The organism is Agrobacterium tumefaciens (assembly GCF_005221325.1).
In the GTDB taxonomy this organism is placed as follows: Bacteria; Pseudomonadota; Alphaproteobacteria; order Rhizobiales; family Rhizobiaceae; genus Agrobacterium.
Window position 1 is genome coordinate 265,987 of the sequence record NZ_CP039890.1, and the last position, 21,792, is coordinate 287,778.

15 protein-coding genes and 2 pseudogenes are annotated in these 21,792 nt (G+C 57.1%); 10 read left to right on the forward strand and 7 right to left on the reverse strand.

The genetic code is table 11. The annotated features are described in order from the left end of the window. Nucleotides 1-447: 447 nt before the first annotated feature. Entirely contained in the window at nucleotides 448-1,278 is an 831-nt protein-coding gene (locus tag CFBP5499_RS26800; protein ID WP_080830597.1) for an IclR family transcriptional regulator, read from the reverse strand. A gap of 231 nt (nucleotides 1,279-1,509) precedes the next feature. Here CFBP5499_RS26800 and CFBP5499_RS26805 point away from each other — a divergent pair, with 231 nt between their 5' ends. From CFBP5499_RS26805 to CFBP5499_RS26815, 3 genes and pseudogenes are all read left to right on the forward strand, one after another. After that, nucleotides 1,510-2,310 carry an alpha/beta fold hydrolase gene (locus CFBP5499_RS26805; protein ID WP_080830598.1) on the forward strand — a complete coding sequence of 267 codons (801 nt, stop codon included), beginning with the start codon at nucleotides 1,510-1,512 and terminating at the stop codon, nucleotides 2,308-2,310. A 163-nt stretch (nucleotides 2,311-2,473) separates the two neighbouring features. Then, complete coding sequence (locus CFBP5499_RS26810) at nucleotides 2,474-3,847, forward strand: ISNCY family transposase (RefSeq protein ID WP_080830599.1); 1,374 nt, start codon at nucleotides 2,474-2,476, stop codon at nucleotides 3,845-3,847. A gap of 252 nt (nucleotides 3,848-4,099) precedes the next feature. Continuing rightward, a pseudogene (locus CFBP5499_RS26815) lies at nucleotides 4,100-5,100 on the forward strand (IS30 family transposase). Nucleotides 5,101-5,193: 93 nt separating this feature from the next. On the opposite strand, the gene CFBP5499_RS26820 reads toward CFBP5499_RS26815, so the two are convergent. Continuing rightward, nucleotides 5,194-5,979, reverse strand: coding sequence for a helix-turn-helix transcriptional regulator (locus tag CFBP5499_RS26820; RefSeq protein ID WP_158523312.1), 786 nt, complete (start codon nucleotides 5,977-5,979; stop codon nucleotides 5,194-5,196). Nucleotides 5,980-6,370: 391 nt separating this feature from the next. Between CFBP5499_RS26820 and CFBP5499_RS26825 the strand changes: the two genes are divergently transcribed. The 6 genes and pseudogenes from CFBP5499_RS26825 to CFBP5499_RS30655 all read left to right on the forward strand — a co-directional run. Continuing rightward, nucleotides 6,371-7,738: an NCS2 family permease gene (locus CFBP5499_RS26825; protein ID WP_137081378.1), complete on the forward strand. Its 1,368-nt coding sequence runs from the start codon at nucleotides 6,371-6,373 to the stop codon at nucleotides 7,736-7,738. A 12-nt stretch (nucleotides 7,739-7,750) separates the two neighbouring features. Then, the gene (locus CFBP5499_RS26830) at nucleotides 7,751-9,613 is read left to right on the forward strand and encodes an adenine deaminase (RefSeq protein WP_137066501.1); all 1,863 of its coding nucleotides are present in this window, start codon (nucleotides 7,751-7,753) and stop codon (nucleotides 9,611-9,613) included. A 507-nt stretch (nucleotides 9,614-10,120) separates the two neighbouring features. After that, the gene (locus CFBP5499_RS26835; protein ID WP_080830260.1) at nucleotides 10,121-11,212 is read left to right on the forward strand and encodes an AraC family transcriptional regulator; all 1,092 of its coding nucleotides are present in this window, start codon (nucleotides 10,121-10,123) and stop codon (nucleotides 11,210-11,212) included. Nucleotides 11,213-12,550: 1,338 nt separating this feature from the next. Beyond that, nucleotides 12,551-13,168: a TetR/AcrR family transcriptional regulator gene (locus CFBP5499_RS26840; RefSeq protein ID WP_080830262.1), complete on the forward strand. Its 618-nt coding sequence runs from the start codon at nucleotides 12,551-12,553 to the stop codon at nucleotides 13,166-13,168. A 1-nt stretch (nucleotide 13,169) separates the two neighbouring features. Continuing rightward, nucleotides 13,170-14,162, forward strand: coding sequence for a hypothetical protein (locus CFBP5499_RS26845; RefSeq protein ID WP_080830263.1), 993 nt, complete (start codon nucleotides 13,170-13,172; stop codon nucleotides 14,160-14,162). A gap of 551 nt (nucleotides 14,163-14,713) precedes the next feature. Next, nucleotides 14,714-14,926: pseudogene (locus tag CFBP5499_RS30655) on the forward strand (transcriptional regulator TraR); the annotation flags it as partial. Nucleotides 14,927-14,935: 9 nt separating this feature from the next. On the opposite strand, the gene CFBP5499_RS26855 reads toward CFBP5499_RS30655, so the two are convergent. The 5 genes from CFBP5499_RS26855 to traA all read right to left on the reverse strand — a co-directional run bounded on the left by CFBP5499_RS26855 (nucleotide 14,936) and on the right by traA (nucleotide 21,243). Next, nucleotides 14,936-15,244: a transcriptional repressor TraM gene (locus CFBP5499_RS26855; protein WP_035260802.1), complete on the reverse strand. Its 309-nt coding sequence runs from the start codon at nucleotides 15,242-15,244 to the stop codon at nucleotides 14,936-14,938. 315 nt (nucleotides 15,245-15,559) lie between these two features. After that, complete coding sequence (locus tag CFBP5499_RS26860) at nucleotides 15,560-16,186, reverse strand: TraH family protein (protein WP_080830265.1); 627 nt, start codon at nucleotides 16,184-16,186, stop codon at nucleotides 15,560-15,562. An 11-nt stretch (nucleotides 16,187-16,197) separates the two neighbouring features. Further along, on the reverse strand, nucleotides 16,198-17,493 hold the full coding sequence (locus CFBP5499_RS26865; RefSeq protein WP_080830266.1) for a conjugal transfer protein TraB: 1,296 nt from the start codon (nucleotides 17,491-17,493) through the stop codon (nucleotides 16,198-16,200). Further along, nucleotides 17,414-17,944, reverse strand: a complete 531-nt coding sequence (gene traF, locus CFBP5499_RS26870; RefSeq protein ID WP_080830267.1) for a conjugative transfer signal peptidase TraF — start codon at nucleotides 17,942-17,944, stop codon at nucleotides 17,414-17,416. The genes CFBP5499_RS26865 and traF overlap by 80 nt, the downstream gene beginning before the upstream one ends. Further along, nucleotides 17,941-21,243, reverse strand: a complete 3,303-nt coding sequence (traA, locus tag CFBP5499_RS26875; protein WP_080830268.1) for a Ti-type conjugative transfer relaxase TraA — start codon at nucleotides 21,241-21,243, stop codon at nucleotides 17,941-17,943. Before traA ends, traF begins: the two co-directional genes overlap by 4 nt. Nucleotides 21,244-21,495: 252 nt before the next feature. On the opposite strand from traA, the gene traC reads away from it, so the two are divergent. Next, complete coding sequence (gene traC / locus CFBP5499_RS26880) at nucleotides 21,496-21,792, forward strand: conjugal transfer protein TraC (protein ID WP_080830269.1); 297 nt, start codon at nucleotides 21,496-21,498, stop codon at nucleotides 21,790-21,792.

A 21,792-nucleotide genomic window follows, 5' to 3' on the forward strand; every position in this document is an offset into this window, starting at 1 on the left:
CTGGTCAAGGGCTTAATAGCCAATACCCAGTCGTAAACGATGGAATGCTGTTCCGCCTAATGAGTTCGTTGTTTGCCCACCCCTCCTAGCTCTCGCTTGCGGCATCGGCCCACACGGAGATCGGAGGGCAGGATACGATACGTCACGCGGTTGCGCCTCTTCATACAGACGCGTGTCGATTTTCCCGCGGCCGGACGGTCCTACCAACATGAGAAATTCACCTCGTTGATCGACCCACCCGCCGTAAAGCAGGGTTATCTGTCTTGCGCATTGCCCTTAGTTCAACATTATCCAACCCAACCTCCAGTCGACTGAAAAGACGGTCCCTCTCGAACCATGGCCATAATTCACGCCACGCAACGATGTTCCTCCAGCGATGGCCGGGGGTCAGGCTTTGCCTTCGGTCGTCACAAGAGGTTGACATGTCGTCTGCATATTAACTGCATATTAAACTGTCTCTTCAATGCCTTCCGACAGAGCTACCGCGGGAGCTTGTCGGCCGGGGAGCGAAATCCGGTAAGGCCAAAGCTCAGAAAGTTCCCGCGCCGCCGCTTGGACCTGCTCTGCGAGTTGCGGAACTACGACCGGAGAAAAGCGGTGAATCGGGCCAGCGACACTGACCGTCCCAACAACTTGTTCGCCAACCCGTATCACCGCAGCGACAGCGGCGACGCCTGGCTCGGCTTCCTCGATGGCGCTTGCCCAACCTTGCTCTTGCGTCTCATCTAGGGCTGCTGAGAACGTTTGCTTCGTCGTGATTACCCGAGGACCGCCGATATTTTTGCGTCCCAGACCGCTAGCTTCGGCACGAGCCAGAGCCTCGTCGCGATCAAGTGTCGCAAGCCACGCTTTACCGTTTGCCGTTGTGTGAAGGAGTACCTTGGCCACCAACTCGGGCTGATAAACCAGACCCGAACGAACGCCTTGCGATTGGGCAATCCATGTAAGTCCGTCTGGACCAATGATTGCAATCCTACCGAGGCCTTTTGCCGTGTCCGCCAAACGATCGAGGATCGGCTGGCAGATATCAGGGATCTTCGTTCCGGCCAGCAAGCGTTGGCCAACAACAGCCAATCTCAGCGAGAGCCGATAGAAACCGCTATTGGGTACCTGTTCAGCCCAACCCAAGTCACAAAGACTGGTCAGAAGACGGTGAGCCGCGCTCTTGGGAACGTCTAAACGACGACTGATCTCGCCAAGGGCCATACCATCTGCGTTCTCACTAAGCAGCGTGATGAGTTCGAAGCAGCGGTCTAGGAGGGATTTGACAAGTCGCATGATATCACGATATTTGGTTGCCGGAATGTAATTCTATTAACAGGTGCGCGGTGATGTCGCAACTTTTCCCTCTTAGCGGAGGGAAGCGCGCAGATTCGTGGCAATCCGGTCGCCGCTGCGGAGGTAGGGTCTCATGCTGCCGCCAATGGCCGTCCGCTTAAAGCAGTGCAGTAAATCTGAAATAACTAAGCGCAGTGTGCTCGTGCTTAGCGTTGTCTTGGGGATACTCAAATGATCCGATCGGTATATGAGACCCGTGGAGTATCCCTCTCCGTTTCTGAGCATGGAGAGGGTCTCCCGTTTGTGTTCCAACACGGGCTGTGCGCAGACGCAGACCAGCTCATTCAAGTGTTTCCTGAAGACACTGCATATCGGTGTTTGACGGTCGAATGTCGAGGACATGGGCAATCCGAAACTGGTCCGCTTGAGGATCTTTTAATTCCCACGTTCACTGACGACGTGGTAGGATATATGCAATCCCTAGAGCGACCGGTTATTGGAGGCATCTCTATGGGTGCCGCGATATCTCTCCGAATTGCCGTACGCTGGCCGTACATGATAAGGGCGCTGATCTTAGCCCGCCCTGCATGGGTAACTGACGATGCTCCACGAAGCGCATATCCAAATCTTTTTGTGGGGCAATTGCTCTCGCAATACGACCCTCAAGACGCATTACAGCGATTTGAGATGTCAGAGGTCGCAATGGATCTTGCTGAACACGGTCCAGACAATTTATCTGCAATCCGCGGATTTTTCACTCGCGAGCCGATAGAGGTAACATCTGCCTTGTTAACATCCATCGCGATGGGGGGACCTGGCGTAACTGAGGACGAAATCAAGAACATTTCAGTGCCGACTCTCGTCATTGGCAATAATCGCGATCCCGTGCACCCCCTTTCTTATGCGCGAACGTTAGCCGAATGGATACCGAATGCCTCTTTCGTCGAAATTACCTCCAAGTCTGACAGCGTCAACGCCTACCAACGCGATTTCAAATCTGCGCTCGCGAAGTTTCTAAGAGATCTAAATTAAATGGATGACGGCCAGAGAGCCATGACGCTTACCCGATAATATAATAAGTTCCATAAGATAGATTATGCGATCAAATGTTGTAGCCGCAAAGTTGAAGTGTCCTGTTTCTGCAAAGTTGGAATGTCACACTCCCCGGGTCTGAACGATGCCTGGGAGATTGCAGATGGGACTGATTGCGATGAGCGAACGGGATTTGCAGCGGATCGAGATTTTGTCGAAGGTGATTGCCGGTCGCATGACCATGGTGTCGGCGGCGCATGTGCTTGATCTCAGCACACGGCAAATCCGTCGGTTGTTGAACAGGATGCAAACTGGCGGTGCGGCTTCGATCAGACACAAGGCGATCGGCCGACCATCCAACAACCGCATCAATGACGGCATTCGTGATTACGCGGTAACGCTGGTTCGTGAACGTTATGCGGACTTCGGCCCGACCCTGGCGGCCGAGAAGCTCGCCGAGCGTGATGGACTGCATGTGTCTCGCGAGACCGTCCGTGGCTGGATGGTGGATGTTGGCTTATGGCTGTCGCGCAAGCAGCGTCGGACGTTTCATCAGCCGAGATTACGTCGCGAGGCTTATGGCGAGCTGGTGCAGATCGACGGATCCGAGCATCGCTGGTTCGAGGACCGCGGACCGTCATGCTCGTTGCTGGTGTTCGTTGACGATGCGACCGGCAGGCTGATGCAGTTGCGCTTCGTGCGTTCGGAAAGCGCCTTCACCTATTTTGAAGCGCTGGCGCTATATCTCAAACACCACGGCGCACCGGTTGCCTTTTATTCTGACAAGCATTCGGTGTTTCGGGTGGCGAAGAAGGATGCCAAGGGTGGTCAGGGCATGACCCAGTTCGGGCGGGCGCTTTGTGAGCTAAATATCGAGATTCTTTGCGCAAACTCGAGCCAAGCCAAAGGTCGTGTGGAGCGGATGAACCGGACGTTGCAGGACCGGTTGGTCAAGGAGCTGCGGCTTTCTGGCATCGACAATATGGAGGCAGGCAATGCCTTCCTTCCGGACTTCATGGCCGCTTACAATGCGCGATTTGCGATCGCCCCTGCCCGCTCCAATGACCTGCATCGGGCGATGAATCTGCCACCGGAGCGGTTGGCCGAGATTCTGTGCAAGCGCGAGCAGCGGTATGTCGGATCGCAGCTGACATTCTCGTTCGAACGCCAGCGGATCATGCTGGACGAGAACGACGTCACGCGAGGCCTGGTTGGCAAATATGTCGAGACCTATGCCTACGCCGATGGTCGCCTCGATGTGCGCTCGAAGGGATATTCCCTGCCCTATACGGTGTTCGACAAGGATCAGCGGGTGACACATGCGGCGATCACCGAGAACAAGCGGCTCGGTGATATTCTGGCCTATATCAAGGAACGTCAGGACAAGCAGACAACGCCGAAGGTGAAGACCAACAGCGACAAGAACGGCTACATATCGCGGGGCCGCAAGCCCGGGCGGAAGACGGATATCATGAGTGATCAGGCGGTGATTGCGCGTCGGAAAAAGAAGCTGTCAAGGCTCGATGCTGCCGAGTGATGTATCGATCGGATAGTCTCAAAGCTAAAGCCGAAAGGCGTCCCTCACCCGCCCCGATCTGATCTTGCAACCCGGACCAGCCGGTCAGACCGGGGCTGATCGCTGTGCCGCGTGGTAGTTCAAAATGACATTTCTACTTTGCGCCAGAGAGGACATTCCAACTCCTCTGCCACAAATGTTGTAGCCGGGTACATTCTATTTCCAAGCGCGACATGCCAGTAATTTCAATGGCTTCACTCTGGAGATTTTGGCATGTCTGGATGTTATCAGCAACTAACCCTCGCCGATCGTCGCCTTCTTCATCGCTTCGTAGAGCAAAAACTTGCTGTCAACGAGATGGCCCGTCGGCTAGGACGCCACCGTTCGACGATCTATAGGGAAATCCGGCGCAACACCTTTCATGACAAGGAACTGCCTGAGTACACCGGCTATTTTGGCACGATCGCTGATGAACTGAGGCGCGAGCGGCGGCGACGTTTGCGCAAGCTTCGACGTCATGCAGATCTTCGTGCTGAAGTCATCAGTCAACTGGAGGCTCGGTGGTCGCCCGAACAGATCGCCGGACGCCTGCTGTCAGAAGGAATAAGCCCCGTTCGTGTGTCTGCCGAGACGATCTACCGGTTCATCTACAGCAAGGAAGATTACGAACTCGGACTTTATAGATACCTGCCGGAAGCGCGCCGCAAACGTCGCCCATTGGGATCACGGAAGCCTCGCGACGGCGCATTCCCCGCAAGCCATCGCATCTCGCAAGGCCTGATTTTATTGGAAACAGATCCCGGTTTGGGCACTGGGAGGGTGACCTCGTCATCTTCGAACGTCCGTTTGGCCATGCCAATGTGACATCCCTTATTGAGCGCAAAAGCCGCTACACGGTGTTGATCAAAAACCCGAGCCGACATTCGCGACCAATCATGGACAAGATCGTGCGTACCTTCTCCTCCCTGCCCGCTTTCGCACGTCAGAGCTTTACTTTCGATCGCGGCACAGAGTTTGCAGCATTCAGGGCTTTGGAAGATGGGATCGGCGCACGGAGCTGGTTCTGCGATCCAAGCGCGCCTTGGCAAAAAGGTGCGGTGGAAAACGCCAACAAGCGCATCCGCCGCTTCTTGCCATCGAACACGGACCTCAGCCAGATGTCACAAGCGATGCTGAACCAGATCACACGCATACTCAACAACCAACCGAGAAAGTGCCTGGGTTACAGGACGCCAACCGAAGCGTTCATCGCACATTTGCACGGAGAGGTCTGATCCCCTACCCTCAAAAACAGGCATGATGCACTTGGATAAGCTTCTCCAATAATGGACGGCCCGCGGGACCACGTCTCCGTGAAAATGCAACCACTACCGGAAACGGCTTGGTGGAGCGCCATTCCTCTCCTTGACCCGCCGTGAAAAATGCGCCGGGCTCCGGAATCCGCAGCGATGGGATATCTCGTCGATTGTCAGGCTGGTGGACTGCAGCATCTGGATACCCGCATCCAGCCTTCTCTGCCACAAATAATGCATCGGCGGCTCGCCGAGATAGGTCTTGAAAAGATGAATGAGGTAGTTTGCGTTTGTACCGGCGAGGCTCGCGAGCTTTGGAACGGTCCATGATCGTGAATATTCACTGTCGAGCGCCTTTTTTGCCACGCTAACCGCCTTTGGCAATGGCCTCGTTCGCCCCGCAAGCTGGGTGCCTCGGATATATTCCGCGAGGATCGTTCGGCCGAGCGAATTGCGCATGTGGTTGGTGACATCATGCTCGCCCGGGGCAGCGGATTCCTGCTGCAAGGAGAGAGCGCCGGCAAAGAGTGATGGTATCAAAGGAGGAATCGGCTGGGCGGCCGGCAAATTTTCCAGTACCGACCAGTCGTCCTCCGACAGCGCATCCGGGGAGAAGTGGCACCACATTGTCTGAACCTTTTGGTCGCTGTTCGAAAGCGCGTGGAGATCGACGTGATACGCCTGCAATGTGGCGCAGGGCGCATGCACAACACGTACACGGCCATCGACGATGAACCGCACCGACCCCTTCATAATGAGCGATACCTCGACACGTGGTTCGCCGAAATAAGTGCCGGCAGGATTGTTGTCGCTTGTCGCCTTATGAAAGTGAAAATTATAGTCTCGACTTAAAATCTCCATAACTCGATCCTTCCTACAGAACAGCCCGCATCCGGTGCGTAGTTGCACTCGGTCGGCTGCGGGTTGGTGTGAGAACCTCGGCCTTTGCCAGGCTACGACGGGGCTCCATGTCGATAACAAGCAATATTTGTGCCTAACTCGTCGCATTCTATGCGAGCGCTGACCCGCCTGTCTCGCTGCGGTTAGGCATTCGCGCCAAGGCTAAAAACAATCCCTATGCCCGGACCGAAGCCTCTCGGTTGTCAGAATGCGCAATCTTCCTGAATTCCAATCAACTTCACGAAGCCGCAGTCATGGCGCCCGCCTTTTCATGACGATATCCAGTTTCATCACGCTCGATAGACAGCAAAAAGCTGCCAACGCGACGGCAAAAACAGGGGAACGATAGGCAATGACAGGCAATGTTTTTTCGGATCAGGAGCGCTCAAAACTACCGACCCTCAATCGATATTTCCGCATCGAAGAGCGGAATTCGTCGATATCGCGTGAGGTCGTAGCCGGTCTCACGACCTTCGGCGCGATGAGCTACATCATCGTGGTCAACCCAGCGATCCTGTCGGCCGCGGGCATGAATATGCATTCGCTCATCATCGCCACGGCCCTCGCTTCGATGGTAGGAACCTTGATCATGGCGCTTTGGGCCAATCTGCCGATCGCGCTCGCGCCCGGAATGGGGTCGAACGTAATCTTTGCGCAGGTGGTCGTGCTGCAGATGGGAGTATCCTACCAGACTGCCTTCACCATGGTCCTGATCGGCGGGATCCTGTTTACGATCCTGTCGCTCACCCGATGGCGCGAGCGGATTGTCCGCGGTTTTCCCGAGCCGATCCGGCTGGGCATACAATGCGGCCTCGGTCTTTTCATCGCCTATCTCGGCCTCAAGAACGCCGGCCTGGTGTCTCTGGCCAATGACCGGCTTTCCTTCGGTGATATCGCCGAGCCGGCCGTCATGCTTTCGCTTATCGGCGTGCTTGCGACGCCGATGCTGATCGCATTGCGGATACCGGCCGCCTTCCTGATCTCGATCGCCGCCCTGAGTGTCATCGGCCTGTTCATCACAGCGGATGGAACGCCGCTGACAGCCGTTCCGGATCGCATCATCGATTTTCCGATCATCCCAAAAGAGCTCTTCTTCGCTTTCGATTTCCATGAGTTTTTCACGCACTTCTGGCTCGTTCTTCCGATCACGCTCTACTTCTTCATATCCGATTTCTTCTCTGCGACAGCGACGCTGATTGGTGTGACACGCCGCGGCAAGATCATGGATGAGGACGGCAACATTCCGAGCGCCAGGCAGGCCTACGCCGCTGACGGCTTCGCCTCGATTATCGGTGCTGCTTTAGGCACGTCGACTGTCGTGGCGTACGTGGAATCGGCGGCGGGCGTCGAAGCAGGCGGCCGTACGGGCCTGACCGGCATCGTCGTCGCAGTTCTCTTCGGTGTCTCGCTCTTCTTCTGGCCGCTCATCGGCATCATTCCGGCCCAGGCAACGGCTCCGGCCCTGGTGATGGTCGGCGTTCTGATGATGGAAGGCATTCGCGACTTGGACACGTCGCGGCCTGAGAATGCCATTCCGCCTATCCTGATCCTCCTGATCACGGTCGTAACCACCGATCTGATGATGGGATTGGCGATCGGTTGCTTCGTCTACTCGCTGATCGTTCTGGCGACGCGCCAGTGGCAGAAACTCACCGCGATGCTCGTAGCCCTCGATGTCATCTTCATCATCTACATCATTATCGTCAATCGGGCTTTTTAAGGAGCGCGCACCATGAGCCTTCCAAACGACCTCATCCTCAGCGCAAAGGACGATATCACCATCCGCCAGGATCTCGTCCTTGTGGCCTTGGGCAAAAGACCGGCGGATCTGGCGATCCGCGTGGGCCGCCTGCTGAATGTACATACGCGCATGTGGGCTATTGACCAGGAGATCGTCGTCAAGGGACGGCGCATCGCCTGGGTCGGCCCTGCCGGCCAATACAAGGGAGAGGTCGCCGGCCGAGTACACTATCCGGACCTTTCGGCCGTTCCCGGCTTCGGCGAGGTGCACAAGCACATCGAAAGCACGCACCTGACGCCCGAATATGAGGCAGCCCTTGTTCTGCCGAGAGGCAACACCTGGACGTGCGAGGCGAGCCACGAATTCGCAAATGTCGACGGCCCCAACAATACGGCATTCTGGAAGACGGCCCGCAGTTATGGCGTACCACACAAGGTCTTCATCCAGCCCGGCTCCGCAGTGCCTCCGAGCGGATGGGAGAGCACCGGCGGCGATTACGGCTATGAGGAGCAGCGCGGCTTCCTGACGGGAGATCTGTCCGTGGTCAGTCTCGACGAGGTCATGGACTGGCCGGCGGTCTGGGATCCGCAAAACCCCGCCTATGAGCGAATATGGGGAATGATCCGTGCTACGGTCGAACAGCGCGGCGTTGTCGAGGGACACGGTGCAGGTCTTGTCGAGGCGCATGAAACCAGTGCCTTCGCCGCGTCCGGTATCTCTTCCGATCATGAGATCTGGAGTTTCGAGGACGGCTGGGAGAAAATAAACCGTGGCATCTTCATCGAGATCCGCCCCTATAATTTCCCCGAGGTCTTGCCGGGCCTCCTTGAGCGCGGCCTTCCCGATTGGTCTAGTATCGCTTTTACCACGGATGACCGCAGTGCCTCGGAAACGCTGAGAATAGGCGCGAGCGACTACAATCTTCGGTCCGCGATCGAGCACGGCGTCCCGCCCGAAACCGCCATTCAATGTGTCACGCTCAACCCGGCCAGACATATGCGAATCGACGCATGGGTGGGGAGCATTACACCCGGCCGCTATGCGGATCTCGTGCTGCTCAACGATGTGGGCGCCGTTTCCATCTCAGCCGTTTACGCGGACGGCTTGCTCGTTTCCGAAGGCAACCAATATCTCGGACCGCAACCCGACATTTCCTGGCCGGAATGGGCGAGCGAAACGCTGAACATCGGACGCCTCCTGACTGCGGCGGATTTTGCCATTCGGGCTCCCAGCGACCGGCATAGCGTCCAAGCAGCGCTCCTGCGCCCCTTTCACTGGAATCAGGATTTTCTGACCATGGAACTGAGGGTTGAAAACGGTGAGGTCCAGCGTGACACGGCGCGGAAGATTACGAAATTCGCAATAATCGACCGCTATAGCGGCAACGGAAAGCTGGCATCGATGTTCTGGCTGGGCTGCGGTCCGGCGGATCCGGACACTGCTCTTGCCTGCTCCGTCGCACATGATTCACACAATGTCTGGACAGTGGGCTCCTCCGACGGTGCGATGGCGATGGCCGTAAATCGCCTGCAGGAAATCGCCGGCGGATGGGTGCTGGCGCATCGGGGCGAGATCGTAGCGGAGGTACGCTACGAGATCGGTGGCCTGATGACGGCGCGCCCGGCAGAGGAACTTGATCGAGAAATGCAGCAGCTATACTCAGCCGCGGAAAAGATCGAGTGGATGTACGAGCCTTCCGCTACCAAGATCTGGAAACCGGGCTTTCCGGAAACGCTGATATTCGCCACCCTGACTTGCCTGCCCTGGCGCTGGGTATTCGTCGCGCCAAGCGACCAGGTGCCGTCAGGACTTGTCAACGTAAACACAGGTCAATCGCATCCTGTCGTCTGGTAAACTGAAGGCGGTAGGGAGCTGGACAGCTCAAGCTGACGTTGATCAAGGAGGGGCGATGGCCCATTGACGCAGAAAGCAGACAATGTGGAGATTTCTGATCTCCTCACGGAAACGAGCTGGAGTGAACTCCGTGAAATGCCTGAAGCCTCGGGTAAAGGCGCTCAGTTCGCTTTAGCCAAGCTGATCGCTATTGATCGGGATCGCGAGGTGGGTATTGGTAACCAGACTTTCTGCGATCTCCATTCGCACCAAGTTGCGCGCCATGCGAATTCGCCGTGTCGATCGCTTCCTCAAAGAGCGGAAGGAGGGTCTTCCTCGTAAGGCAAATAATCTGGTGCGAGGCTGTTACGTTGTGCCAGCCCACAGGTCAGAGAAATGAGCTATTATGTTTTATCTTGGTCCGTTGAAACGATGCGTGTTTGCCTCCGACATCGCAGCGTACAGATCATGTCCCGGGACGGGGTGTAGCCAAGACGACCAGGTCCTAAAACAGGATCGAAGGGAAAAATGAAAGCGACGACATTGCAGCCAGAAAAGTTTTACATAAGAGCGGTCTCACTCATCGGATTCAGCGAAATGGTGGGATCAGCAGGTTATGATCCCAAGGAGTTGCTTGTATTGGCAGGCATCGATCAATCTGCGCTGGACGATGTAGATCTTTTTATCAGTGCAAACAAGTTCGGAACATTGCTTGAGGTTGCCGCAAGTCATATGCAGCGACCCACCTTTGGCATTGACTGGGCAAAAAACATGGTTCCTTTCTTTCAGAATCTCGGGCCTGTAATGCTTGCGGCAACAAAGGCGCGGACCATGCGTGAATGGATCCAGCGGATTGAGGCCTATTGGCATTCACATACCAATGCCTACAGGCCCAGGCGCATCAAGATGCCTGGTACGTCTTACGTCGCCTGTCGCTTCGAGTTCGATAACTCGACTGCTCTGCGCCGGCAAAAGATCGAATCGATTTTTGCTTCAATCAGCCTTCTTACGCGGGTTCTCACAGGGTTGGCCGACAAACATCATGTGATGGTGCGCTTCAGGCACGGTGGCTCCGTCAACCGGGGCATATATGAAGAGGTTTTCAGATGCCCGATTGAATTTAATGCGGAGCATTATGAGATCGTTTTTGACGACAGACATCTCGATCTTCCCGTCGCGTGCTCAAAAGAATATCTCAACGCTTGCGCCGCCGCTCATTTCCATGAGCGCGTTTCCCGGATGCCGGTATTTCAGGGCACGGCACAGAAAACAGTCGAGACGATGATACGCAGCATGCTTGGCGTTGGAGTGACCAGTGCGGAGGTTATCGCAAGGTCAATGGGCATGGGAACGAAAACCTTGCAACGAAGACTGGCTGACGAAAATTCATCCTATGTTGAAATCCTGGAGGATATCAGGCGAGGTGAGGCGGTTCGCCTCCTTGGAACGACCAAGGTGCCGATGTTCAGATTGGCCAAGCTTCTGGACTATTCTTCCGCTCCACCATTCAACCTTGCGTTCCGGCGCTGGACAGGGCTTTCACCTAGTGAATATCGCAGAGCCAATTCTTGTGAGCGGGAAACGCCGTCGGTTGCGCTGGCTCAGCAGAAAAGCGCATAAACGCTGCCGAACAGCATAATTTGGAACAAGATCGAGGCTAAAACTACGCCAAAAAAATATAAAACCTTGATATTCATGGTCTAATTTAAATACGCCGCTTATTCAATTAAGCTTCCGTCTTGCAATTCCAGGAGACCGGAAAGACGGACTTTCCGGGCCTGCTAGAGTGTCGAGCAAAAGCTAGTCTGGTATAGTTTTATCCATTAGCCGAACGACCGAAAAGACGTCACAATTGATCGTGCGCGACAGCGTTCTTGATAATTATGGACTCCACGACGTTTCCTCTGGTGCACTCTCAGAAAACCTGCTGTTACGCTGGGCGATAGCGAATCTTTCTTCAATGAGGGGCTGGGTCGTATCCAGTTATCTTTTGAGAGGTTGATCTTGTTAGTATTGTCGACGGCGATGGCTCTCTGCTGCCACTTACACGGGACGAGCGGCGAGTGCCCCGCCTGTCGGTGGCTCTGGCAAATTTTGAATCCAGTATAGCTTCCGCTTGGGAGCGCCAATGTAAATAGTAGTGCGCATCAATGCAAATAATATCGGATCTTATGCCGCTGATCTTAATGTGGGTCGCGGTTTATTACTTCTTCAAGTGGGTCGCCAACGACGCGGACAGGTAAAACTGCAGCTTTTTTCTTTTTTGCATGAGGGGAAATGTATCAAGAAAAGCTGTCAGTGCTTGGCCATGGTCACAGCGATGGTCAATAACAAATGACGGGAACTCGATGAGACTAGGGCCGAAAGATCGCCCAGACCTGAAGTCGGACGCTTCTTTCATGGAGGAACCCAATGTTGTCGCTGTAGCCACACCGACGCCAGGAATGGTCATCAATCATCGACAAGCCTCGCTTCCCTGTACGACCCTGATCAGATCCCTATATGTGCGCAATTGCTTTGTCTTCACCTCCCTCAGTCGCTCGGTGAGAGCGCAACACATGCCGCGCCCACTGCCGGAAGCTCGTTGTATTCTTCATCCTCAATCAGCGAGGTTAGAAGCCCGATACTTTGGGTGCGGTTCGGAGCAATGATGCCGAACTCAGCGAGATGACCCTAGAATAATGAGCTGTGTCCTCTGGGGGAACAGCATCTCTCGGACGCGATGAAGGACCAGCACCTTCTGGTGCTGGACCTCCTTGATCGGAACAAACCGTCCGGTTGGTCAAGTGACCGCGTAGGAGATGGCTTCGGCATCGGCAGCATCGTTTTTGTTGGTCGTCACCTAGATGGGGCATGATGTGCGGCTTCTTCCGGCGCAGCATGTCAAACCATAACGACCGCGCGGGTAATTCTCTGAATAGCATTGCCAATTCAAATATCATTTGATATTCGAATCTCATGAGAAACATGAACCGTCGCCGACTCACTCGTGAAGAGACCCGAGAGCAGACCCGTCAACGCTTGATAAAATCCGCACGGCAGCAAGTTGCTGCGCGGGGGTTCAATGCGGCGTCGATGCGCGATATCGCGGAGGCGGCCGGATACTCGCAGGTTGCCTTCTATTCTAATTTCGAGAGCAACGAGGCCCTGTTGCTGGAGGTCCTGAAGCTGCACAAGCTTGAGGAATCCGAACGGGTGGCTTCTATCATTGATGCCGTCGGCGATGACCTCAAAGCGGCTCTCGATGGCGTAGATGCATGGGCGGAAAAACTTTCCGAAAGCCCGGAGCACGCCTTAGTCTCCGCCGAACTTCAACTACACGCGGTGCGTAATCCCGAATTCGGCAAGGCCTATTGGGCCATCATGGCCGAGCAACGCACGCTCTATGCGCGGCTTGCAAAGCTGCTTTTCGATCTTAGCAAAGCGCCGCCGCCCGTTGCATTGGAAGATCTCGCGGGGGGATTGATGGCATTGGAACGCAGCGTGACCCTCGACCGGGCGATCAGCCCGGGGAGCATGTTGAGCATGGTTCCCGTCCTTTTGCGCGCTTTGCTCCATAACGAAAAAAGGAGCTGATATGACAGCCGATACCCACCCATCAGGCAAGCCCAAAGCCCTCATCATTCTGTCGTCTGCCCGCCATTTTCAGGTCAGCGAGCCGGCGGGCCATGTAATTTCAACGGGAGTTTTTCTTGTTGAACTGGCGCAAGTGCTGAAGGAGTTCGAAAACTCCCACGAGTTCACATTATGCACGCCCGATGGCGCGTTGCCGCAACTCGATATAAACGGCCTGTCGCTCCCTTTTCTCGCAACGAGCGGCATGACCTTCGCCGCTGCCGCCAATATGTTCGCCCCGAAGAGCTTTGCCCGTCGCCATCCCGATCTGGTTTCCCGCCGCAGCGCAGAACTCGCACTTGCCCGCCGACATCTTGGCGCTCTGCCGCTATCCGAAGTACTGCCTAACACAGACCCGGAAGCGGCCGCCTTGTTTGACGAAGTGTTCGCCAGTTTTGCGGCCCTACCGCAAAAAGACTATCTCTCGGCCCAAACAGTCGTCGAACGCCATCGTGATCCCGACGATCCCTTTTCGATCGGGGACTTTGAATTCATTCACTTCCCCGGCGGACACGCACCAGTCGTGGATTTTAAGGATGCTCCCTGGCTCGGCGAGATTATCAATACGGCGTATGAAGAAAATGTCCTTCTTTCGTTGATCTGCCACGCGCCGATCGCAATGACCTCGGCCAGGTGGAGGGTGGATTCCGGTGGAAACCCCTTCGACTACCCGAACCACCCGTTTCGTGGTGCGAAGATCACGACGGTGCCAAAGTTCGGAGAGCTTGTGGCTCTTTCAACGAACTATCCTAAAATTCCCGGCAAGAAGACGAGATTGCCATACTATGTGGATGAGGCATTGAAAGAGGCCGGCTACGACGTCCGTCTGTCCTTCAATCCGGCGGCGATCCGTGTCGAATGGGAACCTCACCTAAAGCTGCTGACTGGCAACGGTCCACAATCGATCGACGTGCAGACGAGCCGCCTGCGATCAATTCTGAGCAGAAGAGAATGAGCGTAGGTTGAACTGATCAGCCGATAAATCGCCAAACATGGCCGTGCTTTTTGCTGCCGTTGTCCGGTGGCCAGGCATCGTGCGCCCAGATTTGGGGCTGAATGGAAGGACTATAGCTATCCCGACAAAGCAAGTTCGCCTGCTCGACGATGACGCACGCTTCGCAGAACTCAAGATCAATCGCGACGTGCCGCAGACTTGGGAAGACGGGTTTCGGCTTTCAAAACCATTTCTGCCCGGAGCGTATGAATGGTGGTACGCCGACGCGCATTTCTCGAATGGTTATTTTTGCATCGTGGCCCATAATGTCGAAATCAACGCCGATGGCGAGCTTTGCGCGTTCATAAGGCTGGATATCGCAAAAGACGGAAAGAAGCTCTCGGAACAAAAGATGCCCGTCAATTCAAATGAGCTGCAAATCGCCGACACCCATTGTGACGCTCGGATGGGGCCGCACTTCTTCCGAAGCGAAGGAGGAAGCCTGGATCGATATCATATCTTTGTTGATCCCGATTCTGCTGGTGGCTTCGGGATGGATATCACATTGCCTAACGCCGAGTGCACAGTATCCGGCGTGGCTCGATCCCAAGGAGGCCGCGTACCTCAACTGGATCTCAGTCGGCAAGACGATGGAAGAAGCGGCCGATCTGGAAGGCGTCAAATACAATTCGGTGAAAAGCAAACTTGAGGAGGCGAGAAAGCGCTTCCAGATCCATACGATGCCGCACCTGGTGGCCCTGGCCATTCGTGCTGGCCTCATCTAGGCGAAGAGTTTAGTTGACCGACACCTTCGGAATGTAGCCCAGCAGACCAACCAGCGTGTTAACGGCGCTCATCTGCGCATGCATCTCGATCATCGCTTCGATATATTCGAGATGCTGCTCTCCACCAACAGATTTGCCCGTCTGATAATCCTTCGGCAAAGCCTGGAAAAACTGATCCGCCTTTTCGACGAGTTGTCTGTGCAGCCGGATGGCGTTAATCGCCAGGGTCTCGATATCCGGGACTGGAAGTCCGCGCGTGAGCCCGATCACCGGGCGCAGTTCACATGTGTCCGACACTGCTGAATCTTTCAAATCCATTGGTGATCCAACCCTTGAGTATAGTCTGCGGTGCGCCCCCGCAAACGTTAATCTCTGATCCCAAGCCGGGGGTTGGAAACTGTACTCGGACAGTCCTGCGACCTTTAGCACCGGAGCACCTGGACATACGTCGCAGGCCCACCGGCCACTGGCCAGAGGATTCTGATGTCGTATCGGCCGACATCAACCGCCGAGTAAGGGTTTCCACACCCCCGGGCAGCGCGTACTGCCCTGCTCCATCATATAACGGGCCGATGCTTGTTTCGCTAGAGCGATAGAAAACAATCACTTTGCAGATCTGCAGAGTGATCCTGATTAAGGCCTCGCGCCGATCCCGGAAAGGTCGATCCTGATGCCTGCTTTGTTCGGATCGGAAGCATCCGCATCCGCCGCGGATTTCACCGTGTCACCGGCTTCAGTAGGGTCGCTATCCTTTTCGGCTTTCTCTGAATCGACGGTTTCAGGCCGAGCGGTTTCTTCCCGCCGCGGATCCTCCGCCCGAAACACCGCCAGCCCTTCGAAATACCCCGTCTGCCAGGCGATGACCGCATCATCCATAACCTGCGGCAGGACTTCTTTCGCGGTGGGATTGCCATACCATTTTAAAACGGTGCGAAAGACCTTGGCGAACAGCGCCGTCCCCATGCGGATATTCTCGCAAGCCTCGACCATATCCGGCTTCAATTGACCGGCCTCGACGATGCCGAGACCTGCCGGATACTGCGTGATACCCACGCGAACGGTGTTCCGACCGAGATTGTCGCGGATCAAAGTCAGTGCCTCTTCCGGGGTTGTCGGCTTCGGCACCAGCACCATCCGGCTGCCGGATCGCACGGTGATGGCGAGAGGGTCCTGCGATCCGGCTTTTGCGATGAACTGCTCAACGATCGAGGGCTTCAGGGAAGGATCGGCGCATTGCTGGATAAGGACGGCATCGAGCATCTTGGGTACTCCTATGTGTTGAATGCCATGACAACGGGCAAGCCGAAGAGCCTTGCCCAGGCCGAGACGCTCGCTTTCTGGATGGCAACGATCGAGGTGTTTTCCGTCCACCAGCCGTTGCCAACGGCGACGATGACTTCTGGCGCATGCAGCATCGATTGCAGGACCGGCCAGACAATGAGCTGCTCGTAGCAGATCAGCGGCGCGATCCTGACCCCATCGACCTCAACCACCGGATTGCCGAAGAAGTCGGCTTTCGCGCCACCGCCCTGCCCGGTCCATCGCAACCACGGCTGCCACATCGAACCCGGGACCGGCATGCGCTCGCGATAAAGAACCTTTGCTGCGTCGGCCGAAATCGCGACCATGACATTGTCATAGCCCCGTGAGTCGATGACGGCGGCACCTGCGATGACGATGAGGTTCGAGCCACGAAGACCTTCGTGCCAGACGCGTTCCACCGTCGGCGTCCAGAAACCGAGCGTGCTCTCCGGCAGCACCACAACATGCGCGTCCGGGCGCTCGGCAATTGAGCGACGCACCGTCAGGATCAGGTCACGGTGGTACAGAAGCGATTCATCGCGACCGAGTTTTTGTCCCACCTGAAGGTCGACGCCCCTCCACGCATCAGGTAGTTTCGGTTCCGTCCACGTCGCGGCGGACCAAAGCCAGAATCCCGCAAGGATGATGGCTGCGGCCGGCCAAAGCCTCGTCGCCATGATGAGCAGGCCGGTCGCCATCGCGCACAGTCCCCACCATCCCCAGCCGGGAAGCAGCACTCCCGCAGCCGTCAGGGGATGCGCCCAACCGGTGATGCCGAATGGCGGCAGCGCCGTAATCACTATTACAATGAGATAGCGTAGCGCCCTCGCCGCATCCGTTCCTTTTCTCTCGGAAGCGTTTTTGCCCCGAGGTTTCGTCCAAAACACCGCGTGGACAGCGACGAAGGATGCGGAAGCCACTACCCAGAGCAAAAGCCCCGGCCAGAGATCGGCGCTATAGAAGTTGGCCACGCCCCGCGGCAAACCGCGGGAGGCCGCCAGGAAATATCCTGCTGCCACAAGTGCTGCGATCGAGCGTGACGGCGCGATCGCCCAGATCAAAGGAAAGAACATGGCGAGCGGAAGGAGAAGCACCTCGCCGCTCCAGCCGACCCACCCGCAGGCAATGGCCGTGATGATCAGCAGGATGGATTTCCAGCGATCAGTCGGATGATTGTCACCGCGATCAGGGATCGAAGGTGAGGGCCGGCCGCGCCAGGCCGAGAAGACCGGAATCCGGAACCGGACCAAAATATCGACTATCATAGGAGCTCGCAAAAGGTGAGTGAAGGAACAGATGATGCGGCGGTACGACGCCGCCGAGATCTGGGGTGATCGCCCTGCCCTCGCCGTCCCTGCCCCATACAGACGATGCCGGAACCAGGCGACCATCGATGAACACGTGATCGGTGATGTCGACACGCTGTCCGGGAAGTGCGGCGACCGACTTTATCAGCGGCGCAAAACCGCCGGGGCAAAGCCCCTGCCGCAGATATCCGCGCCGCCACGCCTCGCCAAAGACGGCTGTCATCGGCGGGCATAAAAACACCAGATCGCCGACGGCGACCGGACGCTGAAGCATTTCGATTCGCCAGAGGCCGAGCGGCTCGCTTGGGGTTAGGTTCAGCCGATAGCCACCTGTGAGCGCAGTCGCCGCCAGCGCGGACATGACGGCGGCGGCACCCGTCAGAAACAGGAGAACTCGCCTATGCCTCATTGCTTCAGCACCGGCGTCTGGCGCTGGGTGAGGCGCTGTTCCTCGGCAACCTTTAGTGATCGGACAGTACGCTCGTGGGCCGCTAGCTGTTGCGCCGTGCGCATGACCGGCCAGGCCTGTTTGAGCTGTTCCTTCTGCTCCGACTTCATACCCTCGGAAAGCTGTTCGTATAGCTTTCCCGACGGCTCGCGCGCGGCGTTGCTCGACAGCGTCCGCTCCCCAAACCGCTGGGTGACCGCCTGATTGAACCCGTCAATCTCGAGCTTGGTTTCGCGGTTTCTGAGCGCGTAGGCCATCGCCGCCGGCAGGTCGTTACGGTCAATGGCGTCACGGACCCGCTCTAGCACCACGCGCGCTGCCGGCGACAGTGCGGGAATGTCGATCGAAACGCGCTGACGCAAGGCCTGCTCGTCCGTTTGCAGCCTCTGATTGACCGTCTCACGCATCCGAAGATAGTGCGCGAGATCCCGCTTCAGGGCCGGAACATTGACCTCTGCGACACGACGCGCCTCCCGCTCCGACCTGGTGGCGAGAATGCCGGTCTTGCCGTTCAGGGGGCCGATCGAAGCCGGCTCTATCTCGAGTTTCCGGAGAACCTGTTTCGCCATCTCCTTGTCCGCGAGAACCGCGTCGAGGTTCATCGCGCGGAAGGCAGTTTCGGGATCAGCGAAGACGTAAGCGAAGCGCGCCGAGACCTCCTCCCATTGCCGTTTCAGCGCGGGATCGGCGCCAAGCTTGTCACCGACCGTGTCGGCAACAGAGCCTGAGAATGTCCTGATGCCTGCGACCATGGGTGCGGCCTCCTTCATCGTTTGAGTGTCAGGGATTCGGGTGAAGCCGAGGCGCGCCGCAAAGGCATCAAGACGCCGACCGAGATCGACAAGTTTCGCTTTCTGGCGTAGCGTCCAGTCGACCCGGTCGCGTACCAGCGTGCGTGCGACCTGGACGATGTGCAGGCCACGAGCCTCGGAGAAGCGCAGCGCCTCGCGATAGAGTTGGCCGCGCTCGTAATCGAGCGTCGTCTCCTTGGCATTCTTTCGGGATAGAACCTTGGCCAGGCCACCATTGAAGGAGAAAGACCTCGTCCCGTAGTAAAGCTGCAGATCCTCGCGATGGCGGGTCATTGCCACATAGGTCAGATGACGATCCAGAGACAGCGAGGCGAGTACCTTCACGCGATCAACCGTCGCGCCCTGGCTCTTATGGATCGTCGTGGCATAGCCGTGATCGAGATTGTTGTAGAACCGCTGTTCAACGATCACCTGGCGCTGCTGATCCCCCTCGCCGACCACGGCCACGATGCGGTTCGGTTGAGCCTCAACGACATGGCCGATCATGCCATTCTTGAGCCAAAGCGATCCTTCGTTCTTCAGGAACACGATCTGGTCGCCAGTATCGAAACGGCGTTCGCCGTCGGCCGTCTTGAAGACGTGGCCCACGCCGACGATACCGCGTTCGACCAGCTTCTCGCGGGCCATGACATTGAGCATCCGGACGTCGCGGCGCAGATGGGCGAGGATTAGCGCCGCTTTCGTCTGATCGTAATCGCGGTTCCAATCGCCGATAAGATTTGCAATGGCGTCGGACTTCAGTCGCGAGCCGAGCACCCTGCCCTGGCCCTGATATGCGACGAGCGCCCTCTCGACATTACCGCGCGCCAGATCGAGTGATGCCTTCCGCATCCAGTCCTCGCGCTGACGATAGATAGTGTCGAGTTCGGCGTAGCCAATGCGATCGACAATGGCGCGGAAAGCGGCCCCCGCCTCGATCGGCTGAAGCTGCTCGGGATCACCAACCAACACGATCTTGGCGCCGGCCCGAACCACGGCATCGACGAACCCGGCCATCTGTTTCGACGCGACCATGCCGGCCTCGTCCATGACGAAGATCGTCCTGTCGTCCAGAACGTCTCGGCCGCGGTTCCAGCGCAGCTCCCATGACGCAAGCGTCCGGCTCACGATGCCGGCTTCTTTTTCCAGACCCTCAGCCGCCTTGCCCGCAAGCGCACCACCGACAACACGATATCCGGTCAATTCCCAGGCCTCACGGGCCACCTTCATCATCGTAGTCTTACCAGCCCCGGCGCGCCCGACAACGGCGGCGATACGGGCAGGTCCTGCAACGCGCTCGATCGCAACTTTCTGCTCGTCGGACAACCGCTCATGCCGCCGGAACGCGGCGTCAAGAGCGGACTGGAAAACGCCCCTTCCCTCCCGGTTCAACAGCCACATCGCCTGCCGCGCCATCGTCGCTTCCAGCCGGATCATCGCTCGCGTCGAATATCGCGCCGGCAGCTTGTCGCCGGTGGTAAAGTCGATCGTGTCGCGCTGCAGCCGCAACACATGCGGGTTCAGGATGATCTTCAGCATCAATTGCTGGAAGACTGCGGGATCGTAGACATAGCGATGCAGCACCTTGGCGATATCGCGTTCGTCGAACACGCTCTTTTCCCGCATGATCAGGTCGAGCACGATGGCAGGATTGCGCATGATCCGGCGGGTGTTTTCCGAGCGTCGCTGCTCGTTCAGCTCGATCCGTTCCAACTCCGGGCGAACACCGTGGCTTTCCGCCTTGCGCTCGATCGCCTTGGCTCCGACTCCGAGATGGAGGGTAGCCTGCAGATCGATGCCCTGCTTCTCGTAGGAGCGCCCATCGATGCGAAGATCGATGCCGCCGAGTGCCAGATGATGGTTCAGCCGCTCGAACCATCCATCCCGCAGCAGGTTGAAGTCATCAGTCGATCCGGCCCAGAGCTCGTAAAGGATTTTGCCGGACTTCGTGCGCACCGGCTGACCATCCTCACCGATGACAGCGACCTTCTTCGACCCGAAGCCGTCCTCGGTGAGTGGCCGTAAAGTGGTCATCAGGTGAACGTGCGGATTGCCGGGATTGTCGTGATAAACCCAGTCGGCGACCATACCTTTTGAGAGGATGTGTTTCTCGACGAAATCCCGCACCAGGGTAATGTTTTGTTCAGCAGACAGTTCCAGCGGCAGGGCGATGGTCAGATCACGGGCAAGCTGCGCATCGGCTCGTTTCTCGAAAGCTTCAACCTTGTTCCAGAAGGCCTCGACAGCGCCGGAAACAGAGCGATCGGAAACGAGGCTGCGCACCCATTTCGGGGCATCGTCCGAGAGAAGAAACTCCTCATGAAGGAGTCCCTGCTTGCGGGTGTAGTCGATGGTGCGGGCCTCACGCTCGTATTCCATCTTCGCGCAGTGCCGATAGGCTGCAGACAGCACGACACTGCGACCCGAGCCGCGGCTGACGATGCTGGCTGAGAAATGGGCGATGGCCACGGCGAAGAGCGCTCCCGGTTAGAATCAAGTTCGTCGGGAGTGGCGGCAAAGCTCGGACCCACCGGGCCGAGAAGCAACGCGTCGCATCGCGACGTATAATTGCGCCCTTGGAACCGCTCCTTCGGAACGGCGGGATCATTCACAAAGGCATCGCCCTTGGCGATCTGCAGATCTGCAGATGTCATTTTCAGAGCATCCGGAAGAGTCTGGGCGTCGCAAGTGCAACGCCCGGACTTTAAAGGAGCGACCGGAATGAAGAAGCCATCATCGAGGATCAGGGAAGAAATCGCCAGATTGCAGGACCAGCTGAAGCAGGCCGAGACCCGCGAGGCCGAGCGTATTGGTCGCATCGCGCTGAAAGCCGGCCTCGGGGATATCGAGATTGACGAGGCAGAGCTTCAGGCTGCCTTCGAGGACGTCGCCAAACAGTTTCGCGGAGGCAAAGGTATTGCGACCGGGAGAAAGAATGCCGGCGAGAGCAGAAGCGGCGGTGAGTCGTCCACGGCGCAGTCGCCTGGCGCGGATTCGGGCGGGGCTGGTGAGGCTTGA